This is a genomic window from Paenibacillus sp. URB8-2, from assembly GCF_013393385.1.
In the GTDB taxonomy this organism is placed as follows: Bacteria; Bacillota; Bacilli; order Paenibacillales; family Paenibacillaceae; genus Paenibacillus_AQ.
The window spans coordinates 5,353,597-5,375,166 of record NZ_AP023239.1 but is presented as its reverse complement, the minus strand read 5'-3'; the positions used below and the strand labels follow the sequence as shown (position 1 = coordinate 5,375,166).

19 protein-coding genes are annotated in these 21,570 nt (G+C 55.0%); 16 read left to right on the top strand and 3 right to left on the bottom strand.

What is annotated here, in order from left to right; translation table 11 throughout:
• Nucleotides 1-43: 43 nt before the first annotated feature.
• Both PUR_RS24820 and PUR_RS24815 read right to left on the bottom strand, forming a co-directional pair.
• On the bottom strand, nucleotides 44-901 hold the full coding sequence (locus tag PUR_RS24820) for a DUF72 domain-containing protein (RefSeq protein ID WP_179037517.1): 858 nt from the start codon (nucleotides 899-901) through the stop codon (nucleotides 44-46).
• Nucleotides 902-1,096: 195 nt separating this feature from the next.
• Entirely contained in the window at nucleotides 1,097-2,719 is a 1,623-nt protein-coding gene (locus PUR_RS24815; protein ID WP_179037516.1) for a histidine kinase N-terminal 7TM domain-containing diguanylate cyclase, read from the bottom strand.
• A 262-nt stretch (nucleotides 2,720-2,981) separates the two neighbouring features.
• Here PUR_RS24815 and PUR_RS24810 point away from each other — a divergent pair, with 262 nt between their 5' ends.
• From PUR_RS24810 to PUR_RS24785, 6 genes are all read left to right on the top strand, one after another.
• On the top strand, nucleotides 2,982-3,764 hold the full coding sequence (locus PUR_RS24810) for an ABC transporter ATP-binding protein (RefSeq protein WP_179037515.1): 783 nt from the start codon (nucleotides 2,982-2,984) through the stop codon (nucleotides 3,762-3,764).
• A 2-nt stretch (nucleotides 3,765-3,766) separates the two neighbouring features.
• Nucleotides 3,767-4,579: an ABC transporter permease gene (locus PUR_RS24805; RefSeq protein WP_179037514.1), complete on the top strand. Its 813-nt coding sequence runs from the start codon at nucleotides 3,767-3,769 to the stop codon at nucleotides 4,577-4,579.
• A complete protein-coding gene (locus PUR_RS24800) occupies nucleotides 4,579-5,496 on the top strand; it encodes an ABC transporter permease (RefSeq protein ID WP_179037513.1) in 918 nt (305 codons plus the stop codon). The genes PUR_RS24805 and PUR_RS24800 overlap by 1 nt, the downstream gene beginning before the upstream one ends.
• A 152-nt stretch (nucleotides 5,497-5,648) precedes the next feature.
• Nucleotides 5,649-6,746 (top strand): ABC transporter substrate-binding protein, encoded by a 1,098-nt coding sequence (locus PUR_RS24795; RefSeq protein ID WP_179037512.1) that lies wholly within the window; start codon nucleotides 5,649-5,651, stop codon nucleotides 6,744-6,746.
• Between the two features lie 216 nt (nucleotides 6,747-6,962).
• Nucleotides 6,963-8,426, top strand: a complete 1,464-nt coding sequence (locus PUR_RS24790) for a CoA-acylating methylmalonate-semialdehyde dehydrogenase (RefSeq protein ID WP_179037511.1) — start codon at nucleotides 6,963-6,965, stop codon at nucleotides 8,424-8,426.
• Nucleotides 8,427-8,469: 43 nt separating this feature from the next.
• Nucleotides 8,470-9,837 carry an aspartate aminotransferase family protein gene (locus PUR_RS24785; protein WP_179037510.1) on the top strand — a complete coding sequence of 456 codons (1,368 nt, stop codon included), beginning with the start codon at nucleotides 8,470-8,472 and terminating at the stop codon, nucleotides 9,835-9,837.
• Here the strand turns inward: PUR_RS24785 and PUR_RS24780 are convergent.
• Entirely contained in the window at nucleotides 9,803-11,494 is a 1,692-nt protein-coding gene (locus tag PUR_RS24780; RefSeq protein WP_179037509.1) for a PucR family transcriptional regulator, read from the bottom strand. The genes PUR_RS24785 and PUR_RS24780 overlap by 35 nt on opposite strands.
• A 304-nt stretch (nucleotides 11,495-11,798) precedes the next feature.
• Here PUR_RS24780 and PUR_RS24775 point away from each other — a divergent pair, with 304 nt between their 5' ends.
• The 10 genes from PUR_RS24775 to PUR_RS24730 all read left to right on the top strand — a co-directional run bounded on the left by PUR_RS24775 (nucleotide 11,799) and on the right by PUR_RS24730 (nucleotide 21,560).
• On the top strand, nucleotides 11,799-13,190 hold the full coding sequence (locus tag PUR_RS24775) for an NAD(P)-dependent oxidoreductase (RefSeq protein WP_179037508.1): 1,392 nt from the start codon (nucleotides 11,799-11,801) through the stop codon (nucleotides 13,188-13,190).
• A gap of 27 nt (nucleotides 13,191-13,217) precedes the next feature.
• Nucleotides 13,218-14,507 (top strand): NAD-dependent dihydropyrimidine dehydrogenase subunit PreA, encoded by a 1,290-nt coding sequence (preA, locus tag PUR_RS24770; RefSeq protein WP_179037507.1) that lies wholly within the window; start codon nucleotides 13,218-13,220, stop codon nucleotides 14,505-14,507.
• Nucleotides 14,508-14,510: 3 nt separating this feature from the next.
• Nucleotides 14,511-15,938: a dihydropyrimidinase gene (gene hydA / locus PUR_RS24765; protein ID WP_179037506.1), complete on the top strand. Its 1,428-nt coding sequence runs from the start codon at nucleotides 14,511-14,513 to the stop codon at nucleotides 15,936-15,938.
• On the top strand, nucleotides 15,938-16,159 hold the full coding sequence (locus PUR_RS24760) for a hypothetical protein (RefSeq protein WP_179037505.1): 222 nt from the start codon (nucleotides 15,938-15,940) through the stop codon (nucleotides 16,157-16,159). Before hydA ends, PUR_RS24760 begins: the two co-directional genes overlap by 1 nt.
• Before the next feature lie 279 nt (nucleotides 16,160-16,438).
• Complete coding sequence (locus PUR_RS24755; protein WP_179037504.1) at nucleotides 16,439-17,239, top strand: methionine ABC transporter ATP-binding protein; 801 nt, start codon at nucleotides 16,439-16,441, stop codon at nucleotides 17,237-17,239.
• Nucleotides 17,236-17,904 (top strand): methionine ABC transporter permease, encoded by a 669-nt coding sequence (locus tag PUR_RS24750; RefSeq protein ID WP_179037503.1) that lies wholly within the window; start codon nucleotides 17,236-17,238, stop codon nucleotides 17,902-17,904. Before PUR_RS24755 ends, PUR_RS24750 begins: the two co-directional genes overlap by 4 nt.
• Before the next feature lie 51 nt (nucleotides 17,905-17,955).
• Nucleotides 17,956-18,810 (top strand): MetQ/NlpA family ABC transporter substrate-binding protein, encoded by an 855-nt coding sequence (locus tag PUR_RS24745; protein WP_179037502.1) that lies wholly within the window; start codon nucleotides 17,956-17,958, stop codon nucleotides 18,808-18,810.
• 84 nt (nucleotides 18,811-18,894) lie between these two features.
• Nucleotides 18,895-19,443: a glycoside hydrolase family protein gene (locus tag PUR_RS24740; protein ID WP_197970113.1), complete on the top strand. Its 549-nt coding sequence runs from the start codon at nucleotides 18,895-18,897 to the stop codon at nucleotides 19,441-19,443.
• 188 nt (nucleotides 19,444-19,631) lie between these two features.
• Complete coding sequence (tnpB, locus tag PUR_RS24735; protein ID WP_179037501.1) at nucleotides 19,632-20,720, top strand: IS200/IS605 family element RNA-guided endonuclease TnpB; 1,089 nt, start codon at nucleotides 19,632-19,634, stop codon at nucleotides 20,718-20,720.
• A gap of 225 nt (nucleotides 20,721-20,945) precedes the next feature.
• Nucleotides 20,946-21,560 carry a GH32 C-terminal domain-containing protein gene (locus PUR_RS24730; protein WP_179037500.1) on the top strand — a complete coding sequence of 205 codons (615 nt, stop codon included), beginning with the start codon at nucleotides 20,946-20,948 and terminating at the stop codon, nucleotides 21,558-21,560.
• Nucleotides 21,561-21,570: the final 10 nt, after the last annotated feature.

Sequence of the window (21,570 nt, the reverse complement as noted above, 5' to 3'; positions counted from 1 at the left end):
CTTCATATCCAGCGGCGCACAGAACAAATCCATTATATGTAAATCATGATGGGTTGTTGAACAAATCCAATTGCAGCGGTGCAAGGCCGCTGTCGTCTCCGCCGAGAAGAACCTGCAGCTCCTTGGCATTAGGGGTGGCGTCACCCGCCGAATTATTGTTAAAGACCACATACGCGTTCCGTGAGTCCTTCTCCAGTTCTTTCAGCCGGAGCTGCCATTCCGCCAGCTCTTCCGTACTGTAACGGTACAGATACCGCAGCTTGCGCCAATCGGGATGACTGCTCTGATGCCAGCCCTTGGCGTTTCGTCCATGCATCCGCACATAAGTTGCCTCCGGCGAAGTCGCCACGGACACGATCGGAATAGATCCGATTCCGGCCTGCGGCTCATCGACCACCGTGTGAATCCAGCCTTCTTTTTTCATAAACGCCAGCGTCCGTTCCCGGTATTCAGGGCTGTACCAGGTGGAGTTGCGGAATTCAAGCGCGCAGGGCACATCCTTCATCCGCTCCCTGGTTTCGCGCAGCACATCCACGTTCTCCTTCGTACAGTCGAACCACGGGGGGAACTGAAAGAGCGTCATGGTCAGCTTGCCCGCCTCAATGACGGGCTCTATGGAAGTATGAAACGCCTGAAACATTTCTTCGGCGGTATCGAAATAATTTTTTTTGCCCCGCAGATGTCCAGTCATTCCCTGATAGGCTTTGACAATGAAACCGAAATCGCCCGGCGTCTGGCTCACCCATTTGACGTAATTTTTAACCGGCTGAACGGCATAGAAGGAGCTGTCGATTTCCACGATGGAAAAATGCGCGCTGTACGCGGGCAACCGGTCGGCGGGCTTGATTTTGCCGTACAGTTCTTCATGGTCGCCGAATCCCGTCAAACCGATCTTGATCACAAGGATCTCCTCCTATTCTTCCCATTCTTAGCATAAATCTGTCCGGCCAGTACCGGATATCTTCTATTTAAACTGAAAAGGACTGATGAAAAACAAGAAAGAAAGATTAAAGTACCGCCGGACCTTATAATTAATGCGAAATACAGAAAAAGGAACCGATTCCCATAACAGGAAGACGGTCCCTTTTGCCGATGCCTATCCATTGCAGGAGGCCCGGATGTAAGAAGGCGAACCCTCCGAAAAGCGGGTAATTCCGGAGCCGTCCGACAGATGCACGGCATTGCGCCCGCCGCGTTTGGAGGCGTACAGGGCATGGTCGGCTTCCGTAAGCAGCTCCTCCAGCGTACAGCCGGGCACAGCCTCCGTCACGCCGAAGCTGACGGTGACGCTGATGCGGCCGTTAGGCGTCTGCAGGCTTTCGGCCTCGATCGCCCTGCGGATACGGTCGGCCAGCCGCGCCGCCTGATCCAGCGAAGTGTCCGGCAGGCACAGCACGAATTCCTCGCCCCCGTAGCGTCCGAACACATCGCCTTGACGAAGATGGCTGCGGCAAATATCCGTAATATGACACAGCGCCGAATCGCCGAACCCATGGCCGTAACGGTCGTTAATGTTCTTGAAGTGATCGACGTCAAACAGCGCGATTGACATGCTGCCGTTCTCCGGCGAGCAGTTCTTCAGCACCTCGCTGCTTTGCTCCATAAAGTAGGTACGGTTGCAAATTCCCGTCAGGCTGTCAATGGTGGCAAGCTGCCGCAGCTTGTCCTGGAGCAGCTTCCGCTCGGTCACATCGATCAGCATGATCATCCGCCCCGCCACTTGCCCGCCGCGCTTGATAACGGGCGAAGAGCGGATTTCGTAATAGCAAATGTCGTCCCCGTTCGACCATTGCAATTCCCGCTCTTCCTGATGCAGGGGATCGGCTTCCATAACATAGGCGACCGCTTCCTTGCCTCCAGGGAGAAAGATCCGGGCCAATGGATGGCCGATGGAGGCGGCATCCAGCCCCTGTATCATTCCCGCCGCGGCCCGGTTGAAGTCGATGAGCCGGTCGGAAAAGTCCATCACGAGCACGCCGTCGCGCATGCTTTCAAACAGATTGCTTCGTGCGATTGGCGCGGCGGTCAGCATGCCTCTGGAGAGGATGGCCCAGATGTACAGCGCGGAGGTCAGACTCATAATGACCGGCACCGGGTCCATGCCGTAAGGCGTCTTGCCCATCAAGTATATAAAGGAGCCTATCGTAGGCAGCGCGAGCCCAAGCAGGATGGTCAGGAACTGCCGGCGGTATACCCGCTTCATCTTGTTCCACTGCGACAGCATGAGGCAAGTGGCGGCCAGCAGACAGCCGAAGGTAAAGCTGCCGTGAACGATATAGCCGGGGCCCATGACGAAATCAACGAGCGGCGCAGGCGAAAACGGTCTTAAATACAGCGAGCGGTAGAACAAATGGTGATAGTCATTGGTCCAGACCATTACCGTTGTCAGGCAGGGAATGAAGCCGAAACCGATCAGCCGGGCTCTCGTAATCAGGCGTTCCATCCCCAGAAAATGGATGACCATAAGCAGGCTGGCGGGCGCAATGAACGGCATGCCCAGGTATTCGATTTTGAGCCACAGATTGATTTCCCGCATCGAATGGCCCGACAGTTCCAGAGCGAATCCGAAGGTATATATGGCGGAAGCGCATGAGCTGACGATAAACGCGTTGACTCCCGCGAAATTGGTATCCTTGAAATAGGCGAAGAGGGCGAGCAGTACGCTCAGTACGCCGGATAACGCGACGATGACTATATAATTCGAGATAAATGACCCCACTCAAGCGTCTCCTTTCAAAAGATAAAATCCTTATTCGAATATATCGGTAAATGGGCGGATTTTTGACAATCAAACCGGCAGGCTGGACAAAATGACGGAATTTCACCAAAGCTATTTTACTTTTTGTCTAGTGTCGATGGGAAGGGAGCGGTGTAACATGTTAGTTAAAGCTACATCAGTCATGCAATTTTGCTTAAAATGTTAATATTGGTGTTAACAAACATCACATTTAATAAATAATTCAGGGATAGGGGGAATATCGATGTCACTTATTGCGACAAAAGTTCCTGAAATTCAATTGGAAAATGTGGAGATGCGCTATCAGACGGACACGGCGGATGTGTTGGCGCTGCATCAAGTGAGCCTGGATATTGCCAAGGGGGAGTTCGTCTCGCTTCTTGGGCCGTCCGGGTGCGGAAAAACGACGCTGCTTCGGCTCATGGCCGATTTGATCGAGCCGACGAGAGGCCGGGTAACGGTAGCGGGCAAAAGCGCCAAGGAGGCGCGTCTCGCCCAGAAATACGGCATCGTGTTTCAAAGCCCCGTGCTGTACGACTGGCGCAAGGTGAAGGACAACATCACGCTGCCGCTCGAGCTGATGGGCGTCAAGAAGGCCCGCCGCGACGAGAAGGCGCTTGAGCTGCTGGAGCTTGTAGGTCTGCAGGGCTTTGCCGACAAGTATCCTTGGCAGTTGAGCGGGGGGATGCAGCAGCGGGTGGCCATTGCCCGGGCGCTGTCCATGGAACCGGAAATCCTGCTGATGGATGAGCCGTTCTCGGCCCTTGACGAGTTCACGCGCGAGCGTCTGAATGAAGAACTGCTGTCCGTATGGAGCAAGGTGGGCAACACGGTCGTGTTCGTTACCCACAGCATCCCCGAATCGATCTTCCTGTCCGACCGGGTCTTCGTGCTGTCTCCGCATCCGGGACGTCTGTCTGCTGTAGTCGATATTCCTCTGCCGCGCCCGCGGACGGCGGAAATGCGCAACAGCCCGGAATTTTTTGATCTGATCGCAGGCATCCGCGACAGCTTCGAGGGAGTGTAACCATGAAAGGAAACAGCATGCTGGTCAAGGGGCGGTTTCTGCCTCTGCTCGTCTGGGTGGCGGGGCTGCTGATTGTCTGGGAGGCTCTTTCGTGGGTGCTGCTGAATGTGGCGCATACGCCGCTGGCCCAATCGAAGCTGCCCTATGTGCATGAACTGATCTCGACGCTCTTTAAGTACGGAGGGACGCTGCTTAAAGAGGGGGCCGCGACCTTCGGAAACGCCGCTGTCGGCTTTCTGCTCGGCGCCGCTGCGGGCGTGCTGCTCGCGGTGCTGATGAGCGTGTCGAAGACGATCGAGCAGCTAACCTTCCCTTATGCCGTCGCCTCACAGATGATTCCGATTCTGGGCCTCGCCCCAATCATTTACGGCATTGTCCGCGATGAACAGATTTCGCGGATTATTATCTCGGGTTATATTACGTTCTTTCCCGTATCGCTCAACATGCTGCGGGGGCTGCGGAGCGTCGATCTCTCGGCGCTGGAGCTGATGCATTCCTACGCGGCCAAACCTTGGGCCGTTTACTGGAAGCTGCGGCTTCCCGCCGCTCTTCCCGGCTTGTTCAGCGGCCTGAAGATCGCCGCTCCGCTTGCGGTTACCGGCGCGATTCTGGTCGAGCTTATGGGCGCGCAGCACGGCATCGGCGTTATCATGCTGCGCAACCTGTATTACGGCCCTTCCCACACTTATATGTTCTGGTCGACCATTATCGTCGGCGCGTTGCTCGGCATGGCCAGCTATGGGCTTATGAGCCTCATTGAGCGCCTTGTGGCTCCCTGGCAGCCTGAATTCCGTCCGAAAGGAGGTGGCCGCTGATGGAAGGCAATACGGTTCGCGAAGCATCGTTCGTATCACCCCACGGCCAGGAGGGCGGAAGCCGTCCGCAAGCCGCTTCGGAAGCCGCGCCGGCTTCTGAGCCTGCCGCAGCTCCTGGGCAAGAGCGCAAGCCGCGGAGGCGTTCGCGCAAGACTGGCATCTTTCGCGTCATACTTCCTGTACTTGCAGGCGTTCTGTTTCTGGCGCTGTGGGAGCTGCAGGTGATTCATAAGATTTTCGATCTGAAGAAATACCAGCTTCCGCTGCCGTCGGCCATTGCGAAGGCGATGGGCGAAAACATGAGCCTGCTGCTGTCCTATACGGGCTACACCCTCGCTGAAGCGGTGCTGGGCATGCTCGCCGGTTCGCTGATCGGCTTTATCATTGCCCTGGCCGCCACGGCTTGGCCGAGATGGGGCGGCGGAAGCTTGACGCTGGTCGCCGCGCTCAACGCCGTTCCGATCGTGGCGCTAGCGCCGATCATGAACCTGTGGTTCGGCGACGGGCTGGGCTCCCGCATCGCCATTGTGACGGCGACGACGATGGCGGCGATGGCGATCAACGCCTATAAAGGGATGGCCGCCATCGATCCGCTGGCGCTGGACCTTATGCATTCCTACGCCGCGCCCAAATCGGCGGTGTTCCGCCATCTGCGGATCAAGAACAGCCTGCCCTACGTCTTCACCGCGCTGAAAATCAACGCGACGGCAAGCATGATCGGGGCGATCGTCGGTGAATTTTTCTTCTCGTCGAGAGGGCTGGGCTACCTGCTGTCCAATTCCATCAAGGTCGCTAAAATGCCTCTGGGCTGGTCGTGCATCGTGCTTGCGGCGATCGCCGGCGTGATTTTTTACCTGGTGGTGGAAAGGCTGGAGAAGGTGTTTATCCGCTGGCATCCTTCGCGCCGGGCTTCATAGCAATTAAGGTTTCGGTACAACCGGCCGGTAGGCTACCCCTGAGGAATCAGGCCAGGCCGTTTGCATACAGGTCATCATGACGGTAACCATACTGTTTCAGGAGTCGTTTTCTTATTGATTTTTAAAAATTTTCGGTGGGGGGAATTGGATTGATGAGCGTAAAAAACAGAAAATTTCGCGGTGTGCTGTTAATGGCGGTAATGGCGTTGGTGCTGTCGATGCTTGCAGGTTGCGGAGGGAACAATAATGCTTCTTCCGGAAACGCGCCGGCCGCTTCAACGGGAAGCTCGGCAGCTCCGGAAGCAAGCATGGCGCCGGCGGCAGATCCGATTCCAGTCAAGCTTCAGCTGAAATGGGTGCCACAGGCTCAATTTGCCGGGTACTATGTCGCGCTCAGCAAAGGATACTTCAAGGATGAAGGTCTGGACGTTCAAATCCTGCCCGGCGGACCGGATATCGTGCCCGAGCAGCAGGTGGCGGGCGGATCGGCCGATATCGGCGTCGATTGGGTAGCGAGTCTGCTGACGAGCCAAGAGCAGGAAATGCCGCTGGTGCAAATCGCCCAAATTTACCAAAAGAGCGGTCTCGTGCTGGTCTCCAAGAAATCGGCGAACATCAACAGTCCGGCTGATTTGAAAGGCAAACGTGTCGGCAACTGGATGGGCGGCAACGAGTTCGAGCTGCTGGCGCTGTTCGATAAGTACAAGATCGATTCGAATAAAGATGTCAAATTTACGAAACAAGGCTTTACGATGGACCAATTCCTCGGCGGCGAGCTGGATGCGGCATCTGCTATGACTTACAACGAGTACCAAGTTGTGCTGGAGTCGGGCGTCAAAGCCGAAGACCTGAATGTCATCGACATGAACGACGAAGGCGTCGCTATGCTGGAAGACAATCTGTTCGCCAACAAGGAATGGCTGGAAGCTAATAAAGAGACGGCGGCGAAATTCGTCCGCGCTTCGCTTAAAGGCTGGAAGGACGCCATCGCCGATCCGGCGGCGGCAGTGGACATTGTGATGGAGCAGGCGGAAGCGGGCAGCACGACGAAAGAGCATCAGCTGAAAATGATGGAAGAAGTCGCCAAATTGATTCAGCCGGAAGGCTTCGACATCTCCAAGCTGGGCTACACGGACGAAGCCGCATTCAAGCAAACCGCAGACATTGCCTTTAAGTTCGGCGTAATCAAGAAAGAGGCCAATCTGTCCGAGGCGTACACGAACGAAATTATGGACATGGCTTCTAAATAATCCGACCGATCCGGTCAATGTATTAACGTATTTGCGAATCCTGCGGCCTCCGCGAAATCCCTGACAACCCACCCTAACCTGTGCGGATCTGATTTTGCGGGGGCGGCTTTTTCTCAAAAGAATGGAAGAATTTATAAGTTTTCGTTCATTCCAGGCAGCTTAGAGACAGATACTCCGCTTTGCGAGGGGTACTTTACAGGAGAAGAGGTGACTTGCATGTCTTTATTGGTCAAACGGACCGAAAAAGTGAGAAATTTTATCAACGGGCAATGGGTAGAGTCGACTTCCGGACGGGAGGAGGAGGTGTTCGATCCCGCAACGGGCGAAGTGATCGCTTACGTGCCGCTGTCCAGCCGTGAAGAACTAGATGCGGCGGTTGCTGCGGCGAAATCGTCTTTTGCAAGCTGGAAAAAGGTGGCCGTCCCCCGCCGCGCCCGCTATTTCTTCGAATATCAGCGGCTGCTGCTGAAGCATGCGGAGGAGCTGGCGGAGCTGATTACGCTGGAGAACGGTAAAAGCCTGGAAGAAGCGCGCGGCGAGGTGCAGCGCGGCGTCGAATGCGTGGAGTTTGCCGCAGGCGCTCCTACCCTGATGATGGGCAGCCAGCTGCCGGACATCGCCACGGGCATCGAATCGGGGATGTACCGCTATCCGCTCGGCGTCGTCGGCGGGATCGCGCCGTTCAACTTCCCGATGATGGTGCCGTGCTGGATGTTCCCGCTGGCGATTGCCTGCGGCAACACCTTTGTGCTGAAGCCGTCGGAGCGGACGCCGCTTCTCGTCGGCCGGCTGGCCGAACTGTTCGCGGAGGCGGGCTTTCCGCCGGGCGTGCTGAATGTGGTGCACGGTGCGCATGAGGTCGTGAACGGAATGCTGGAGCATGAGGACATCAAGGCCATATCCTTCGTCGGTTCCCAGCCGGTCGCGGAGTACGTCTACAAGAACGGAACCGCGCACGGCAAACGGGTCCAGGCGCTGGCCGGCGCCAAGAACCATTCCATCGTACTGCCCGACGCGGATATGGATAACGCGGTCAAGAACATTATCGCCGCTGCCTTCGGCTCCGCGGGCGAGCGCTGCATGGCCTGCTCGGTCGTGGTTGCTCATGAGGCGATAGCCGACGATCTGGTCGCGCGCCTCCAGGCTGCCGCCGACAATCTCAAAATCGGCAGCGGCCTGGAAGCCGGGGTGTTCCTCGGACCGGTCATCCGCCAGTCGAATAAGGAACGGACAGTCTCGTATATCGAAGCTGGAGTGCGCGAGCAGGCGTCGCTTGTCCGGGACGGCAGGAAGGACGCCGCCGCCGAAGGAGCCGGATACTTCATCGGCCCGACGATATTCGATCATGTGAAGCCGGGAATGACGATCTGGCAGGACGAGATTTTCGCCCCGGTGCTGGCCGTTATTCGCGTCAAGGATCTGGCGGAAGCGATTGGAGTCACCAATCGTTCGCCGTTCGCCAACGGCGCCTGCATCTACACCGACAGCGCCAAGGCGATCCGCGAGTTCCGGGAAGAGATCGACGCCGGCATGCTGGGAGTCAATCTAGGCGTGCCCGCACCGATGGCTTTCTTCCCATTCTCGGGCTACAAGAAGTCGTTCTACGGGGACCTGCATGCCAACGGACGCGACGGCGTAGAGTTTTATACACGCAAAAAAATGATCACAGCCCGCTACTGACCGCAAGAAAACGGCCGCGGGGCTTGAGAGGGGATAAACGCCAATGCTCAACACGGGGATAGAGAGCGAGCTTGCAATCAGCAAAGACCGGAAATACCTGTGGCATCACATTTCGCCTTACAGCGAGGCCAATCCGCCGATGATCGCCGCTTCCGCGAGCGGTTCGTGGATTACCGATATTGATGGAAAAAAATATCTGGACGGCATGTCAGGCCTTTGGTGCGTCAATGTAGGCTACGGCCGCAAGGAGTTGGCCGAAGCCGCGTATAACCAGCTCCTCAGCCTGCCTTATTTTCCGCTGACGCAGAGCCATATGCCGGCTATTCTGCTGGCGGAGAAGCTGAATGAATGGCTGGGAGACGAATATGTCATCTTCTTCTCCAACAGCGGCTCGGAAGCGAATGAAGCGGCCTTTAAAATGGTGCGGCAGTACCAGCAGCAGATCGGCCAGCATTACCGGCACAAGTTCATTGCCCGCTACCGGGGGTATCACGGCAATTCATTCGGCGCCCTGTCCGCGACGGGGCAGGCCCAGCGCAAATACAAATACGAGCCGCTAAGCGGCGGCTTCCTGCACGTAGCTCCGCCGGACAGCTACCGCCGTCCCGCAGGGCAGTCCGTGGAGGAATTCAATCTGCAGATGGCCCAGCAGATCGAGGATACCATCGTCTGGGAAGGCGCTGAGACGGTAGGGGCGGTCATCATGGAGCCGGTCATTACCGGCGGCGGCGTCCTTGTGCCTCATCAGGTCTACATGGACCGTGTGCAGGAAATCTGCAAGAAACACGGCGTGCTGCTCATTATCGACGAAGTCATCTGCGGCTTCGGACGGTCGGGGCGCCGGTTCGGGCATCATAACTTCGGCGTGAAGCCGGATATCGTGACGATGGCCAAAGGGCTGACCAGCGCCTATCTTCCGCTGTCGGCGACCGCCGTCCGCAAAGAGATTTACGAAGTCTTCAAGGATAACAGCGACGACTACGGCTATTTCCGCCATATCAATACGTTCGGCGGCAATCCCGCCGCCTGCGCGCTGGGACTCCGCAACCTGGAAATCATGGAGCAGGAAAATCTCGTCGAACGCGGCGATCTTCTCGGCAAGCGGCTGAGCGCCGGGCTGTCCGAGCTGCTGGATCACAAGTTGGTCGGCGACGTCCGCAGCTTCGGCCTGATCACCGGCATTGAACTGGTGGCGGATAAGAATACGAAAGAGCCGGCTCCGCTTGATACGGTGAAGGGCATTATTGCCGAATGCAAGGCCAAAGGCCTGATTATCGGCAAGAACGGCGATACGGTCGCGGGATTCAATAACGTGCTGACTTTCGCCCCTCCGCTCGCCTCGACCGATGACGATATCCAGTTTATCCTGGATACATTTAAAGAGGTAATGAACGGGAGCTGGGCGGAGTAAGTTTCTCCGGGTACAGGAACTGATAGGCCCGCAGCGCGACCTGAATCGATATGCGGTTCTCCGGCGACATGAAGTCCTCGCCGAGCAGTTCGGTTATTTTGTCGAGCCGGTAGTACAGTGATTGTCTGACGATGAACAGCTTGCGCGCCGCGATCTGCTTGGACCCGTCATGATCCAGGTAGACCCGGAGCGTCAGCAGCAGCTCGCTGCCCTTCTGCTGGTCGTGGTCGATCAGCGGGCCGAGATAGGTGCGGATAAAGTTCTGCAGCGTCGTGCCGTCGTTCAAGTTCAGCAGAAGCTGGAAGACGCCAAGCTCTTCGTAGAACAGAATCGGCTTCTGGTGACAGGGATAGAGGGAGAGCGCCTGCACTGCTTCGCGGTAGCCCGTAGGGGCCTTCTTCAGCTGGGTGTGTGATTTGCCGACGCCGATCATTAACTTAAGATCCTTCAGCTTCTCGTCGGAGCGGATGTTCTGCAGGGCTTCCAGCGCCTGCTGCAGCCGGGTCCGGCCGGGCAGTTTGGACTGAATGTCCAATGCGATGACGGTCAGACGGTTGTTTTTCAGCGTAATCAGCGGCCGGAACGAATATTTTTCAAAAATGGAACGCAGGACGAGCGAAAGGTGAAACGTAATTGATTCCCATTCGTTCTCCGAGCTGTTCCATTTTACGTTTCGGGGATTCTCGATCTCGATCAGGCACACGCGGTAAGGCAGCTCGTTGACGACGCCGAAATCCGGTCCGATCAGGCTCTTAAGCCTGTTATCGTCGTCGATGCGCCCGTTGATCAATTCGTCGACCCACAGATTTTCGGAAAAAAGCTTGCGCTCCTCCATGTAGCGCGTGCGCAGCAGCTCCTGCGCGATGGACAGCGAGGCGGAGTCGAGCAGCAGACAGTCGAACTCCTGCGGCTTGTGGGGGCAGACCATCAGCAGGTAGGCCCAGGTCTGGTCGAGAGCGCCGACCGGCTTGAGCACGACCGTCTTGCCGCTGAGTTCACGGAAGATGGGGGCCGCGTCCGGCTGGTGCACTCCCTCCATCTCCTCGTAAAAGGCCGAGAAGAAGCGCAGCAGCGGCCCCTGCTCCTCCGGCGACAGCGCGGGGAAGAATTGCGGCTTGCCTTGCAGCTGCATGTAGAGAATTTGCGTGCGCGTGCTTTTGGTCAGCAATTGAAGCACCTTAACCGTCCCCTGCGAGGTCAGCGTCAGCCGGTGGAATTCGCGGGAGATTCTCTCCAGTTCCTCCAGCATGCGGTGGTGGCGGTTGATGATCAGCGAATGCAGGTCGAGCGTAATATCGACGAACCGTACCGTGCGTTTAAAGACGATGAGCGGAAAATCATGCTGGTCCGCCAGCGCGATCAGTTCCTCCGGTACGGAGCTGAAGTACGTGCCCAGCTCGATGCACAGACAGGCGGCGTTCTTTTGGATCAGGTATTCCAGAAATTCCAGGGAGGAAGGGAGATCGACACTCATCCCGATGCCCGTTGTAAGTATCATTTCCTGGCCGTGAATCAGGCTCTCGAAGCTGGAGCTTTCCAGCACATGCACCCAGCGGATCGCCCGGTCCAGCCCCGTGGCTCCTCCGACGACGATCGCATCGGCGAACAGCGGTCTTTTCAGCGCTTCCCGAATGGTAAATACTAGTTCCCAGTCCATACTCATCCTCCTTCTCTATGACGATGCCGCATTGCTTGTATTCCCGCAGCCATTTTCAGACGTTTCTCACGCGTAAAAAAAACACTTTTGAAATTAGACATTATGTCTAATGTATCGAAAAAATGAATTGACTATAGTTTGAATATAGAATGTTAGGATAACTAACCTAACTAGGCAGAAATAAGCCCGTTTTTTTAGTGATACAGCTTATTTTACTATATAAATCTGCCAAAGTAAGTAGAATTTTAAGGCAAAAATCGTAATTGTGTTATATTATATAACATAAACCTGGGAGGGATAACCGATGGAACCCACTTCTCCGTTGACCGCTTTTTCACCCGACATGTTCATGCGGAATTTCGCCGAGTCCGAGCCGGGGCTTACCCGCAAAGGTGCCGCCGAAGAGTCCAACCGATGTCTCTACTGCTACGACGCTCCTTGTATCAAGGCCTGCCCGACGGGAATCAACATTCCTTCTTTCATTAAACGCATCGCCACGGACAACCTGAAAGGCGCCGCGCACACGATTATGGAGTCCAACCCGGTAGGCGCAAGCTGCGCTCGCGTCTGCCCTACCGAAGAGCTGTGCGAAGGAGCCTGCGTGCTGAACGACGCTTCCGAGCCGATTCAGATCGGTCTGCTCCAGCGTTATGCGACGGATTGGGCGATGAATAATGATGTGACGCTGTTCAAGGCCGGTTCTCTGAGCGGGAAGAAGGTTGCCGTGATCGGCGGCGGTCCGGCCGGACTGTCGGCCGCCAGAGAACTGGCTCGCGAAGGCTTCTCCGTCGTGATTTATGAAGCGAGAGAACTGGCCGGAGGCCTCGACACGCACGGCATCGTTTCCTTCCGTCTGCCGCAGTCCGTCTCCCTGTGGGAAGTGGAGCAGGTCGAGAAGCTCGGCGTGGAGATCCGCACGGGCGTCAAGGTAGGGACGGATGTAACGGTGGATGAGCTGAAAGCCGAATACGACGCCATCGTGCTTGCCGCCGGTATGGGCTACGTTCCTGGGCTCGGCATCCCGGGCGAGGAGCTGGACGGCGTATATGACGCCATCAAGCTGGTGGAATCGACCAAGACGGGCGTCTCCAACCTGCAGCTGACCGGTCAGCGCGTTGCTGTAATCGGCGCCGGAAACACGGCAATCGACGCCGCAACCTGCTCCGTGCGGCTCGGAGCCGCCAATGTGAAGATGGTCTACCGCCGTACCCGGGAGGAGATGACCGCCTATGATTTCGAATACGAATTCGCCAAGCAGGAAGGCGTTGAGTTCAGCTGGCTGACGCTGCCGAAGCGCATTATCGGCGACGGGCTAGGCAAGGTGACTGGCCTGGAATGCGTCAGCATGAAGCTGACCGGCGAGACCGGCGGCGACGGCAGGCTGAAACCGATGCCGGTGGAAGGCTCCGAATTCATCATGCCGGTGGATGCCGTCGTGCTGGCGATTGGCCAGATGCGCCATACCGGCCTGATCGAGCATCTCGGTCTTGAGCACGAGTGGGGCGTCGTCACAATCGACGAGGCGACCCACCGGACCTCCGATCCGCAAATTTATGCGGCGGGCGATATCGTCTTCGGCTTCGGCAAAGGCGAAGCCATGGTGGTATCCGCGGCCCAGCAGGGCAAAACAGCCGCCCACGCCATCATTAAGCAGTTCTCGCCGCAGCAGGACAGCGTTGTCGGCTCTGCAGTATAAAATATTTTTCCAGGGAGGGAATTATCAATGGCAGATTTGAGCATCGATCTCGCAGGAATCAAGTCCCCCAATCCGTTCTGGCTGGCCTCGGCCCCGCCTACCAATACAGGCTATCAGGTGCAGCGCGCTTTCGAAGCGGGCTGGGGAGGAGCCGTATGGAAGACGCTTGGCGATCCGATCATCAACACGTCCTCGCGCTTTGCCGCCGTTAATTTTAACGGGCAGCGCGTGGCGGGCTTCAACAATATCGAGCTGATTACGGACCGTCCGCTTGATGTCAATCTGAAGGAAATCTACGAGACCAAGAAGCGATTCCCGAATCACGCCGTGGTCGCCTCCCTGATGGTAGAACCCACGCAGGAGAAGTGGCATGAAATCGTCAAAAGAGTCGAGGATGTCGGCGTGGACGGCCTGGAGCTGAACTTTGGCTGTCCGCACGGGATGGCCGAGCGCGGCATGGGCGCCGCTTCCGGCCAGCAGCCCGATCTGGTGGAGGCGCAGACGTATTGGGTAAAAGAAGTGGCGACAACACCCGTCATCGTCAAGCTGACGCCGAACATTACCGATATTACGGTGACGGCCCGCCATGCCGTCAAGGGAGGCGCCGACGCGATCAGCCTGATCAATACGATTAACAGTCTCGCGGGAGTGGACATTCATTCGTGGAACACGATCCCCCATATCGGCGGTAAGGGAGCTCATGGCGGTTACTGCGGCCCGGCCGTCAAGCCGATCGCGCTGAACATGGTTGCCGAATGCGCCCGGCATCCCGAGGTCACCGTTCCGATCTCGGGCATCGGCGGCATTTCCACCTGGCAGGACGTTGTCGAGTTCATGCTGATGGGTTCCACCGCGATCCAGGTGTGTACGGCGGCCATGCATCACGGCTTCCGCATCGTCGAGGAAATGATCGACGGATTGAACAACTACCTGGATGAGAAGGGCCTCGCATCCGTGACCGAGCTGACCGGTAAGTCGGTGTCCAAATATTCGAACTGGGGCGACCTTAACCTCAACTATAAAGTAGTGGCCCGGATCAACGAGGACAACTGCATCAACTGCAACAAATGCCATATTGCCTGCGAAGACACTTCGCATCAATGCATCGACATGCTGACCAATGCGGAAGGCAAGGCGATTCTGAAGGTGCGCGAGGAGGATTGTGTCGGCTGCAACCTGTGCTCCATCGTCTGCCCGGCGGAGGGCGCTATCGACATGGTGGAGGTGGACAGCGGCCTGCCGCCGATGACGTGGAACGAGCGTCAGCGCGTCGTCGGCAGCTTAAGCGGTTCGTATTCCAAAGCGGAGGTGGTTTGAGGGATGAAGAAGATCATCAAGAACGGAACGATTGTGACGGCGGCGGACACGTTTGCCGGGGATGTCGCCATCGAGAACGGCATCATTACGGAAATCGGGCTTAACCTTCAAGGGGAAGGCGCCGAGATCGTTGACGCTTCCGGCTGTTATGTCTTCCCGGGCGGGGTCGATCCGCATACGCATCTGGATATGCCGTTTGGGGGCACCGTGACGGCTGACGACTTCGAGACGGGCACCATCGCCGCTGCCTATGGCGGCACGACGACGGTGATCGACTTCTGCCTGACGAGCAAGGGGCTGCCTCTCCAGCAGGCGGTGAACACCTGGCATGAGAAGTCGCAGGACAAAGCCGTGATCGACTACAGCTTCCACTTGATGGTGTCCGAGCTGAACGACACGGTGCTCGCCGAGCTGCCGCAAATCATCGAGAACGAAGGCATCACTTCCCTTAAAGTGTTCATGGCTTACAAAAATGTGCTCCAGGCCGACGACGGCACACTCTTCAAGACGCTCCAGGCCGCCAAAAAAGAAGGCGCGCTCGTCATGGTCCACGCCGAGAACGGTGATGTCATCGACTATCTCGTGAGCACGGCGCTAGCCGAGGGCAATACCGATCCGATCTACCATGCGCTGACCCGGCCGCCGGAACTTGAGGGCGAGGCCACGGGCCGCGCCGCCTATCTGACCGAGCTGACCGACTCGCAGCTCTATGTCGTGCATGTAACCTGCGCCGAAGCGGCGTGGAAGATCGAGGAGGCCCGCAAGAAAGGGCTGCGCGTCTATGGCGAGACCTGCCCGCAGTATCTTGTGCTTGACCAGACCGCGTTGGAGAAGCCGGACTTCGAAGGAGCCAAATACGTCTGGTCACCGCCGCTGCGTGAGCAGTGGAACCAGGACGTGCTGTGGAAATCCCTCTGGAACGGCAGTCTGCAGACCATCGGCTCCGACCAATGTTCCTTTAACTTCAAGGGCCAGAAGGAGCTGGGCCTTGGTGATTTCTCGAAAATTCCGAACGGGGGGCCGACGATTGAAGACCGGTTCACCATTTTGTACTCGGAAGGCGTGGAAAAAGGACGCATCTCGCTGAACAAGTTCGTGGATATTATCTCAACTACCAGCGCGAAGCTGTTCGGCCTGTTCCCGCAAAAAGGGACGATCGCCGTCGGCAGCGACGCCGATATCGTCATTTTCGATCCGGCGGTGCAGCGGACCCTTTCTGCCGAAACTCATCATATGAATGTCGACTATAATGCCTTTGAAGGCTTTGAGGTGAAGGGAGAGCCGGTATCCGTGCTGAGCCGCGGCGAGTTCGTTATCCGCGACAAGCAGTTTGTGGGCAAGGCAGGCGCCGGCAAGTATCTGCAGCGCAAACGGTTCGGAACCGCTCCGGTGGTGCCGGCCAAAGCCGAGATCAGTGGAGGGGTGGTTTAATGTCCGCATACGATGAATTCGCCAAAGAGAAGCAGGAAATCGACGCTCTGCTAGATCAAGGCTATACCGTTACCGGTATGCTGGAAACCCTGGATGGAGCCAAAGTGAAATTTGGCAGCGGGGAACCCGCCAAAGGAAGCGTTGAACTGCTGCTGCTGACAGCGGACGCCCGCAAGTATGTGACGACGCTGGTTTTTGCCGGATTACAGAAGGCGCAATAGCCGTCCCTCTTACACATGAAAAGCGTACTCCCGAAAGTCAGGGGGTGCGCTTTTTTGAAATATAAGACTTTATAAGCTTCGCACCTATCGTTTGGTCTAGCTGAAAATGGGGATTGACATCAAATAGCGGGTACTCTATATTAATGATTATCAATTAAACGCATTGAATTAATAGGAATTATGATTGATTGACCAGTTGTCTGGAAATCAAGCCGAGTGACGCCGTCCAGGCGAAGAGGCTTGATTTTTTTATTTTCTGGAAAGAAGGTCGGTTCGGGCATGATCACCGTGACTAATCTGAACAAGAGTTACTTCACTCGCAGCGGAACGGTTCCGGCGCTTCGGGATATTAATCTGCATATCGAAAAAGGAGAAATATTCGGCATTATCGGCTTCAGCGGCGCAGGGAAATCCACGCTGATCCGCTGTCTGAACCGGCTGGAGGAGCCGGATTCGGGCCAGATTGTGATCGGCGAGACGGTTATTACCGACCTGAAGGAGCGTGAACTGCGGCTGGCCCGCCGCAAGATCGGGATGATTTTTCAGCAGTTTAATCTGTTCGATTCCAAGACAGTCTTTGAAAATGTCGCGTTTCCGCTGAAGGTGGCAGGGTATCCCAAGGCGGAGGTGAAGCGGCGTGTCGGGGACATTCTGGAGCTGGTGAAGCTTACGGGCAAGGCGGGCAGCTATCCTTCCCAGCTGAGCGGAGGGCAGAAGCAGCGGGTAGGCATAGCCAGGGCGCTGGCCGGAGAGCCGGATGTGCTGCTGTCGGACGAAGCGACCTCGGCGCTCGATCCGCAGACGACCTATTCCATTCTGGAGCTGCTCGGGGATATTAACCGCAACCTGGGCCTTACCATCGTGCTGATTACGCATGAAATGGATGTTCTTCGCCACATTTGCAGCGGCGCCGCCGTAATTGAGGGAGGACGCATCGTCGAGAGCGCTCCCGTCCGCCAGTTGTTTCAAGACCCGCAGAGCGATACGGCCAAGCGGTTCGCCGGAATTTTCGACTTCTACAAGAGCGGACATAATGGACACATTCCGGAACCGGCGGAAAAGGAGGCGGTGCTGCGATGAGAGACGATCTGGCCGAATTGTTGTGGGAAGGATTGCGGGAGACGCTGTATATGGTGGCGTGGTCGTCGGTCTTCGCGCTGTTTCTGGGCACGCTGCTCGGGATCACGCTGGTGGTTACGGAGAAGGGAGGAATCCTCGCCGCTCCCGGAGTCAACCGGGTAATCGGCACCGCAATTAACGGTGTGCGCTCGATCCCGTTTATCATCCTGATTGTGATTCTGCTGCCTTTATCCCGGCTGATTGTGGGCACATCGCTGGGCCCGACGGCGGCAATCGTGTCTTTATCCATCGGTGCGGCCCCGTTTCTGGGGCGAATTATCGAGAATGCCCTGCGCGAAGTGGAGGACGGCAAGATCGAAGCAGCCAAATCGGTGGGCGCGGGACCGTTCACCATCATCCTGCAGGTGCTTATACCCGAAGCGCTGCCCGCTCTGATCCGGGGGATGACGATCGCTGTAATATCCATCACCGAATTTACGGCGGTGGCAGGAGCCATCGGCGCGGGAGGACTCGGGAGCCTGGCCATCCGCTTCGGCTATCAACGGTTCCGCACCGACATACTGCTCGGGACGGTCCTTCTTATCATCTTGATTGTGCAGCTTATCCAATGGTCCGGTGACTATATCGCCCGCTCCATTGACCGGAGACGCTGCAAGAACGGTTAAAGCGTAGTAATACTTTTTTACATACATATTTCAGAGAAAGCAGGGATTGGGATGGCGAGAAAAAGAAGCTTATGGTTTGCGGCGGTCATTGTGGCGACAGGAATTCTGGCCGGCTGCGGATCGCAGAACGGTAACGGGGAAGCGGCGGCTCCGCAAGCCAGCACGGCTGCAAGCGAAGCGCCCAAGGAAGTAACAATCAAGGTAGGGGCGTCGGCTGTGCCGCATGCCGAGATTCTGGAATTCATCAAACCGAAGCTGAAGGAAGAAGGCGTCAATCTGGAGGTCGTTACGCTGGATGATGACGGACAGCTTAACCCTGCGCTGCAAGAGAAGCAGATCGACGCGAACTACTTCCAGCACGTTCCTTATCTCGATTCCGTTAAAGGGGAGAAGGGCTATGATTTCGTAGTTACGGCTAAAGTGCATGTGGAACCGATCGGCTTCTACTCGGAGAAGCTGAAGAGCAAGGATGAAATCCCGCACGGCGCGAAAATCGGCATTCCGAACAATCCTTCCAACGAATACCGGGCGCTTGTCCTGCTTCAGCAGCAGGGGCTGATCAAGCTGAAGGACGGTATTACGACTTACGAGGCGACTCCCAAAGATATCGTGGATAACCCGCATAACCTGGAGTTTGTCGAAGCGGATGCCGCCACGCTGCCGCGTTCGCTGCCCGATCTGGACGGAGCGATCATCAATACCAACCTTGTCCTCGAGGCCAAAATCGATCCCAAGACGGCGCTGTTCCGCGAAGACGCGAACTCCCCTTACGCCAACATAGTGGTGGTCCGCAAAGGGGACGAGAACCGCGAGGAAATCAAGAAGCTGGATGAAGCGCTGACCAGTCCGGAGGTCAAAAAGTTTATCGAGGATAAATACGGCGTTGCTGTCGTGCCGGCGTTCTAGAGATCGCTAATGAAACCTTAGTACGATCCATTTTTGAGGCTGTCCTAAAAGTAGGTTTCTACAATCTTACGGGGCTCCTCACATATGCAAAAACAAACAAACCGGTCGGTCAAGGGGTTCATCCTTGGCCGGCCGGTTTCATTTTGGCCCATCGCATATTTCCTCAGAAAGAAGCTTCACTTCCACTTCATAGCGGCTATCCGTTTTACTTCGGTTTTCCCGCACAACCTTTGGTATAGTACAGATGGCGGAAATTCCTTTAAATATAATAGTATCGTCCAGCATAACCCGACAGGAAGTGCCGACTTTAGAGATCCCAAAATCATTTGGCATGAACAAACCAAAAAGTGGGTCATGCTATTGGCAGAAAGAGATAAAGTGGGATTTTATACATCTTCCAACTTAAAAGACTGGGAGTATACTTCTTCTTTTGTAAGACAGGATATTGGAATTATCGAATGTCCTGATCTTTTTCAGCTGAACGTCGATGACAATAGCGATAATAAAAAATGGGTATTGATGATTGGGGGAAACGGGTTTAATTATGGTTTAACAACCGGCTCCAGTTACTTTGTAGGTGACTTTGACGGAAGGGAGTTTCATGCTGAAACTCCTGTCAAATGGCTGGAATAGGGCGCAGACTCTTATACAGGGGTTACTTGGGATGCTCCGTATACAAATGGGAACTTCCGGTACTTTATCTTATAAAGCCAAGAAGACTCCTTCCTCTATAGGGAGGAGATGAATCGGCGGTTTTTTCGCTCCAAATCGAACATATGTGCTATAATAGAAGTATCCTACAAGAAAGGAGATTGTGTGGCATGTTGGTACATAAAGCTTATAAATATCGTATCTATCCCAATCCAAAGCAACGGCAACTCATCCATCAAATGTTTGGCTGTTGTCGCTTTGTCTTCAATCATTTCTTAGTCAAATGGAACGAAACCTATGCGGCAACAGGCAAAGGGCTGTCCTATAACACCTGTGCCACACAGCTTCCTGCACTCAAACAGCAATTTGAATGGTTGAAATCGGTAGATAGCATTGCTTTGCAATCGGCGGTGCGAAACGTGGCAGACAGCTTTGAACGTTTCTTCAAGAAACAAAATCAGTCTCCACGCTTCAAAAGCCGAAAGCATCCTGTGCAAAGCTACACCACCAAATACACCAATGACAACATTGCAATCGATGGAAACCGGCTTAAGCTTCCGAAGCTTGGCTGGCTTCGCTTTGCCAACTCCAGAGCATGTGAAGGACGCATTCTTTCGGCTACCCTGCGGCGAAATGCGGCAGGCAAGTATTTTGTATCCATCCTTTGTGAAGTGGAAATAAAACCTCTGCCGCAGACCGATAAGGAGATCGGCATTGACCTTGGACTCAAGGAAATAGCAGTCTGCTCGGATGGGTTGCGGGTTGCCAATCCCAAAGTGTTTCGCAAATATGAACAAAAACTTGCATTTTGGCAACGCCGCATGGCTCGTCGTAACCAAGGGGGCTCCAATTGGCAGAAAGCCAAACAGAAGGTTGCCCGGATCCATGAAAAGATCGTGGGCAGCCGCCATGATTTTTTGCATCAACTCACCACGGAGCTGATTCGTGAAAACCAAACGATCAGCATCGAAAATCTGAGCGTGGCGAACATGCTCAAAAATCACCGGCTGGCCAAATCCATCGCCGATGTGTCCTGGGGTGAATTTGCACGTCAGCTTTCGTATAAAGCGGAATGGTATGGACGTACGGTTAAGGTGGCTGACACATTCGCCCCAACGAGCCAAAGGTGTCATGTATGCGGCTATATCCATTCCGAAGTAAAGCAATTGTCTGTGCGGCAATGGACATGTCCATCGTGCCATACCCTTCATGATCGAGATGATAATGCAGCACAGAACATCAAAAGCCTTGCTGTTTAAACATCAATCCTACCTTTCCTTTAGATATGTTGCTAAGGCAATAATCTTAAAACTCTGGGAAGATCAGTACAGATTTTCCATAGGAGAACTGCGGGAACCGCAGGGATCGCTTGGTATACGATTTTTCGAAAGAAAATATCGATATGAATTCCCTTCAGTAGAAGGGATTACCCAAGAATCCCCCACTTCAAGTGTTAGCTAAGTGGGGGAGTGTTCAATTCGTGGATGAATAATTGGAATTACGCAGGCAAGCTCCCGTGGGATACGTTTAATGGAAATGCGAGTATTGTAAGAGAAATACGGTTAAAAACAACACCTGACGGATTAAAGCTGGTGCAAAAACCGGTATGGAATCTTCTTGATAATTTTCTTACAATAATGGATATAAGAGGGGAAGATATATACACGGGTCAAGAGAATATTTTTAAAGATTTTCATGGACTTTCTTATTCTATTGAGGCCGAAATTGATGTCGCAGATTTAACGGAAGGAAAGTTTGGGTTTGCTGTTAGAGATGGGGACGGGCAGCATGCAGATCTGACCTATGATAAATCAATTAATGAATTTGTGTTTAATAGGGTAAGTTCAAGGATAAAGGTTGATGCTGAGGAGTTCAACAGACCGCAAAGAGTGATTGTACACCCGAAAGAGGGGAAAATAAAGTTAGAAATATTAGTGGACAGGGGTGCCGTCGAAGTATTTATCAATGACGGGGAATACGTGCTGAGTAATTTAATATTAAATGATTTGTCTTCAGATGGATTGAGACTATGGACAGATGGACATGTACATTTAGATTACCTAAAACTAAGGAATTCTAATAATTCTACGATCAACTAAACAGAATGCC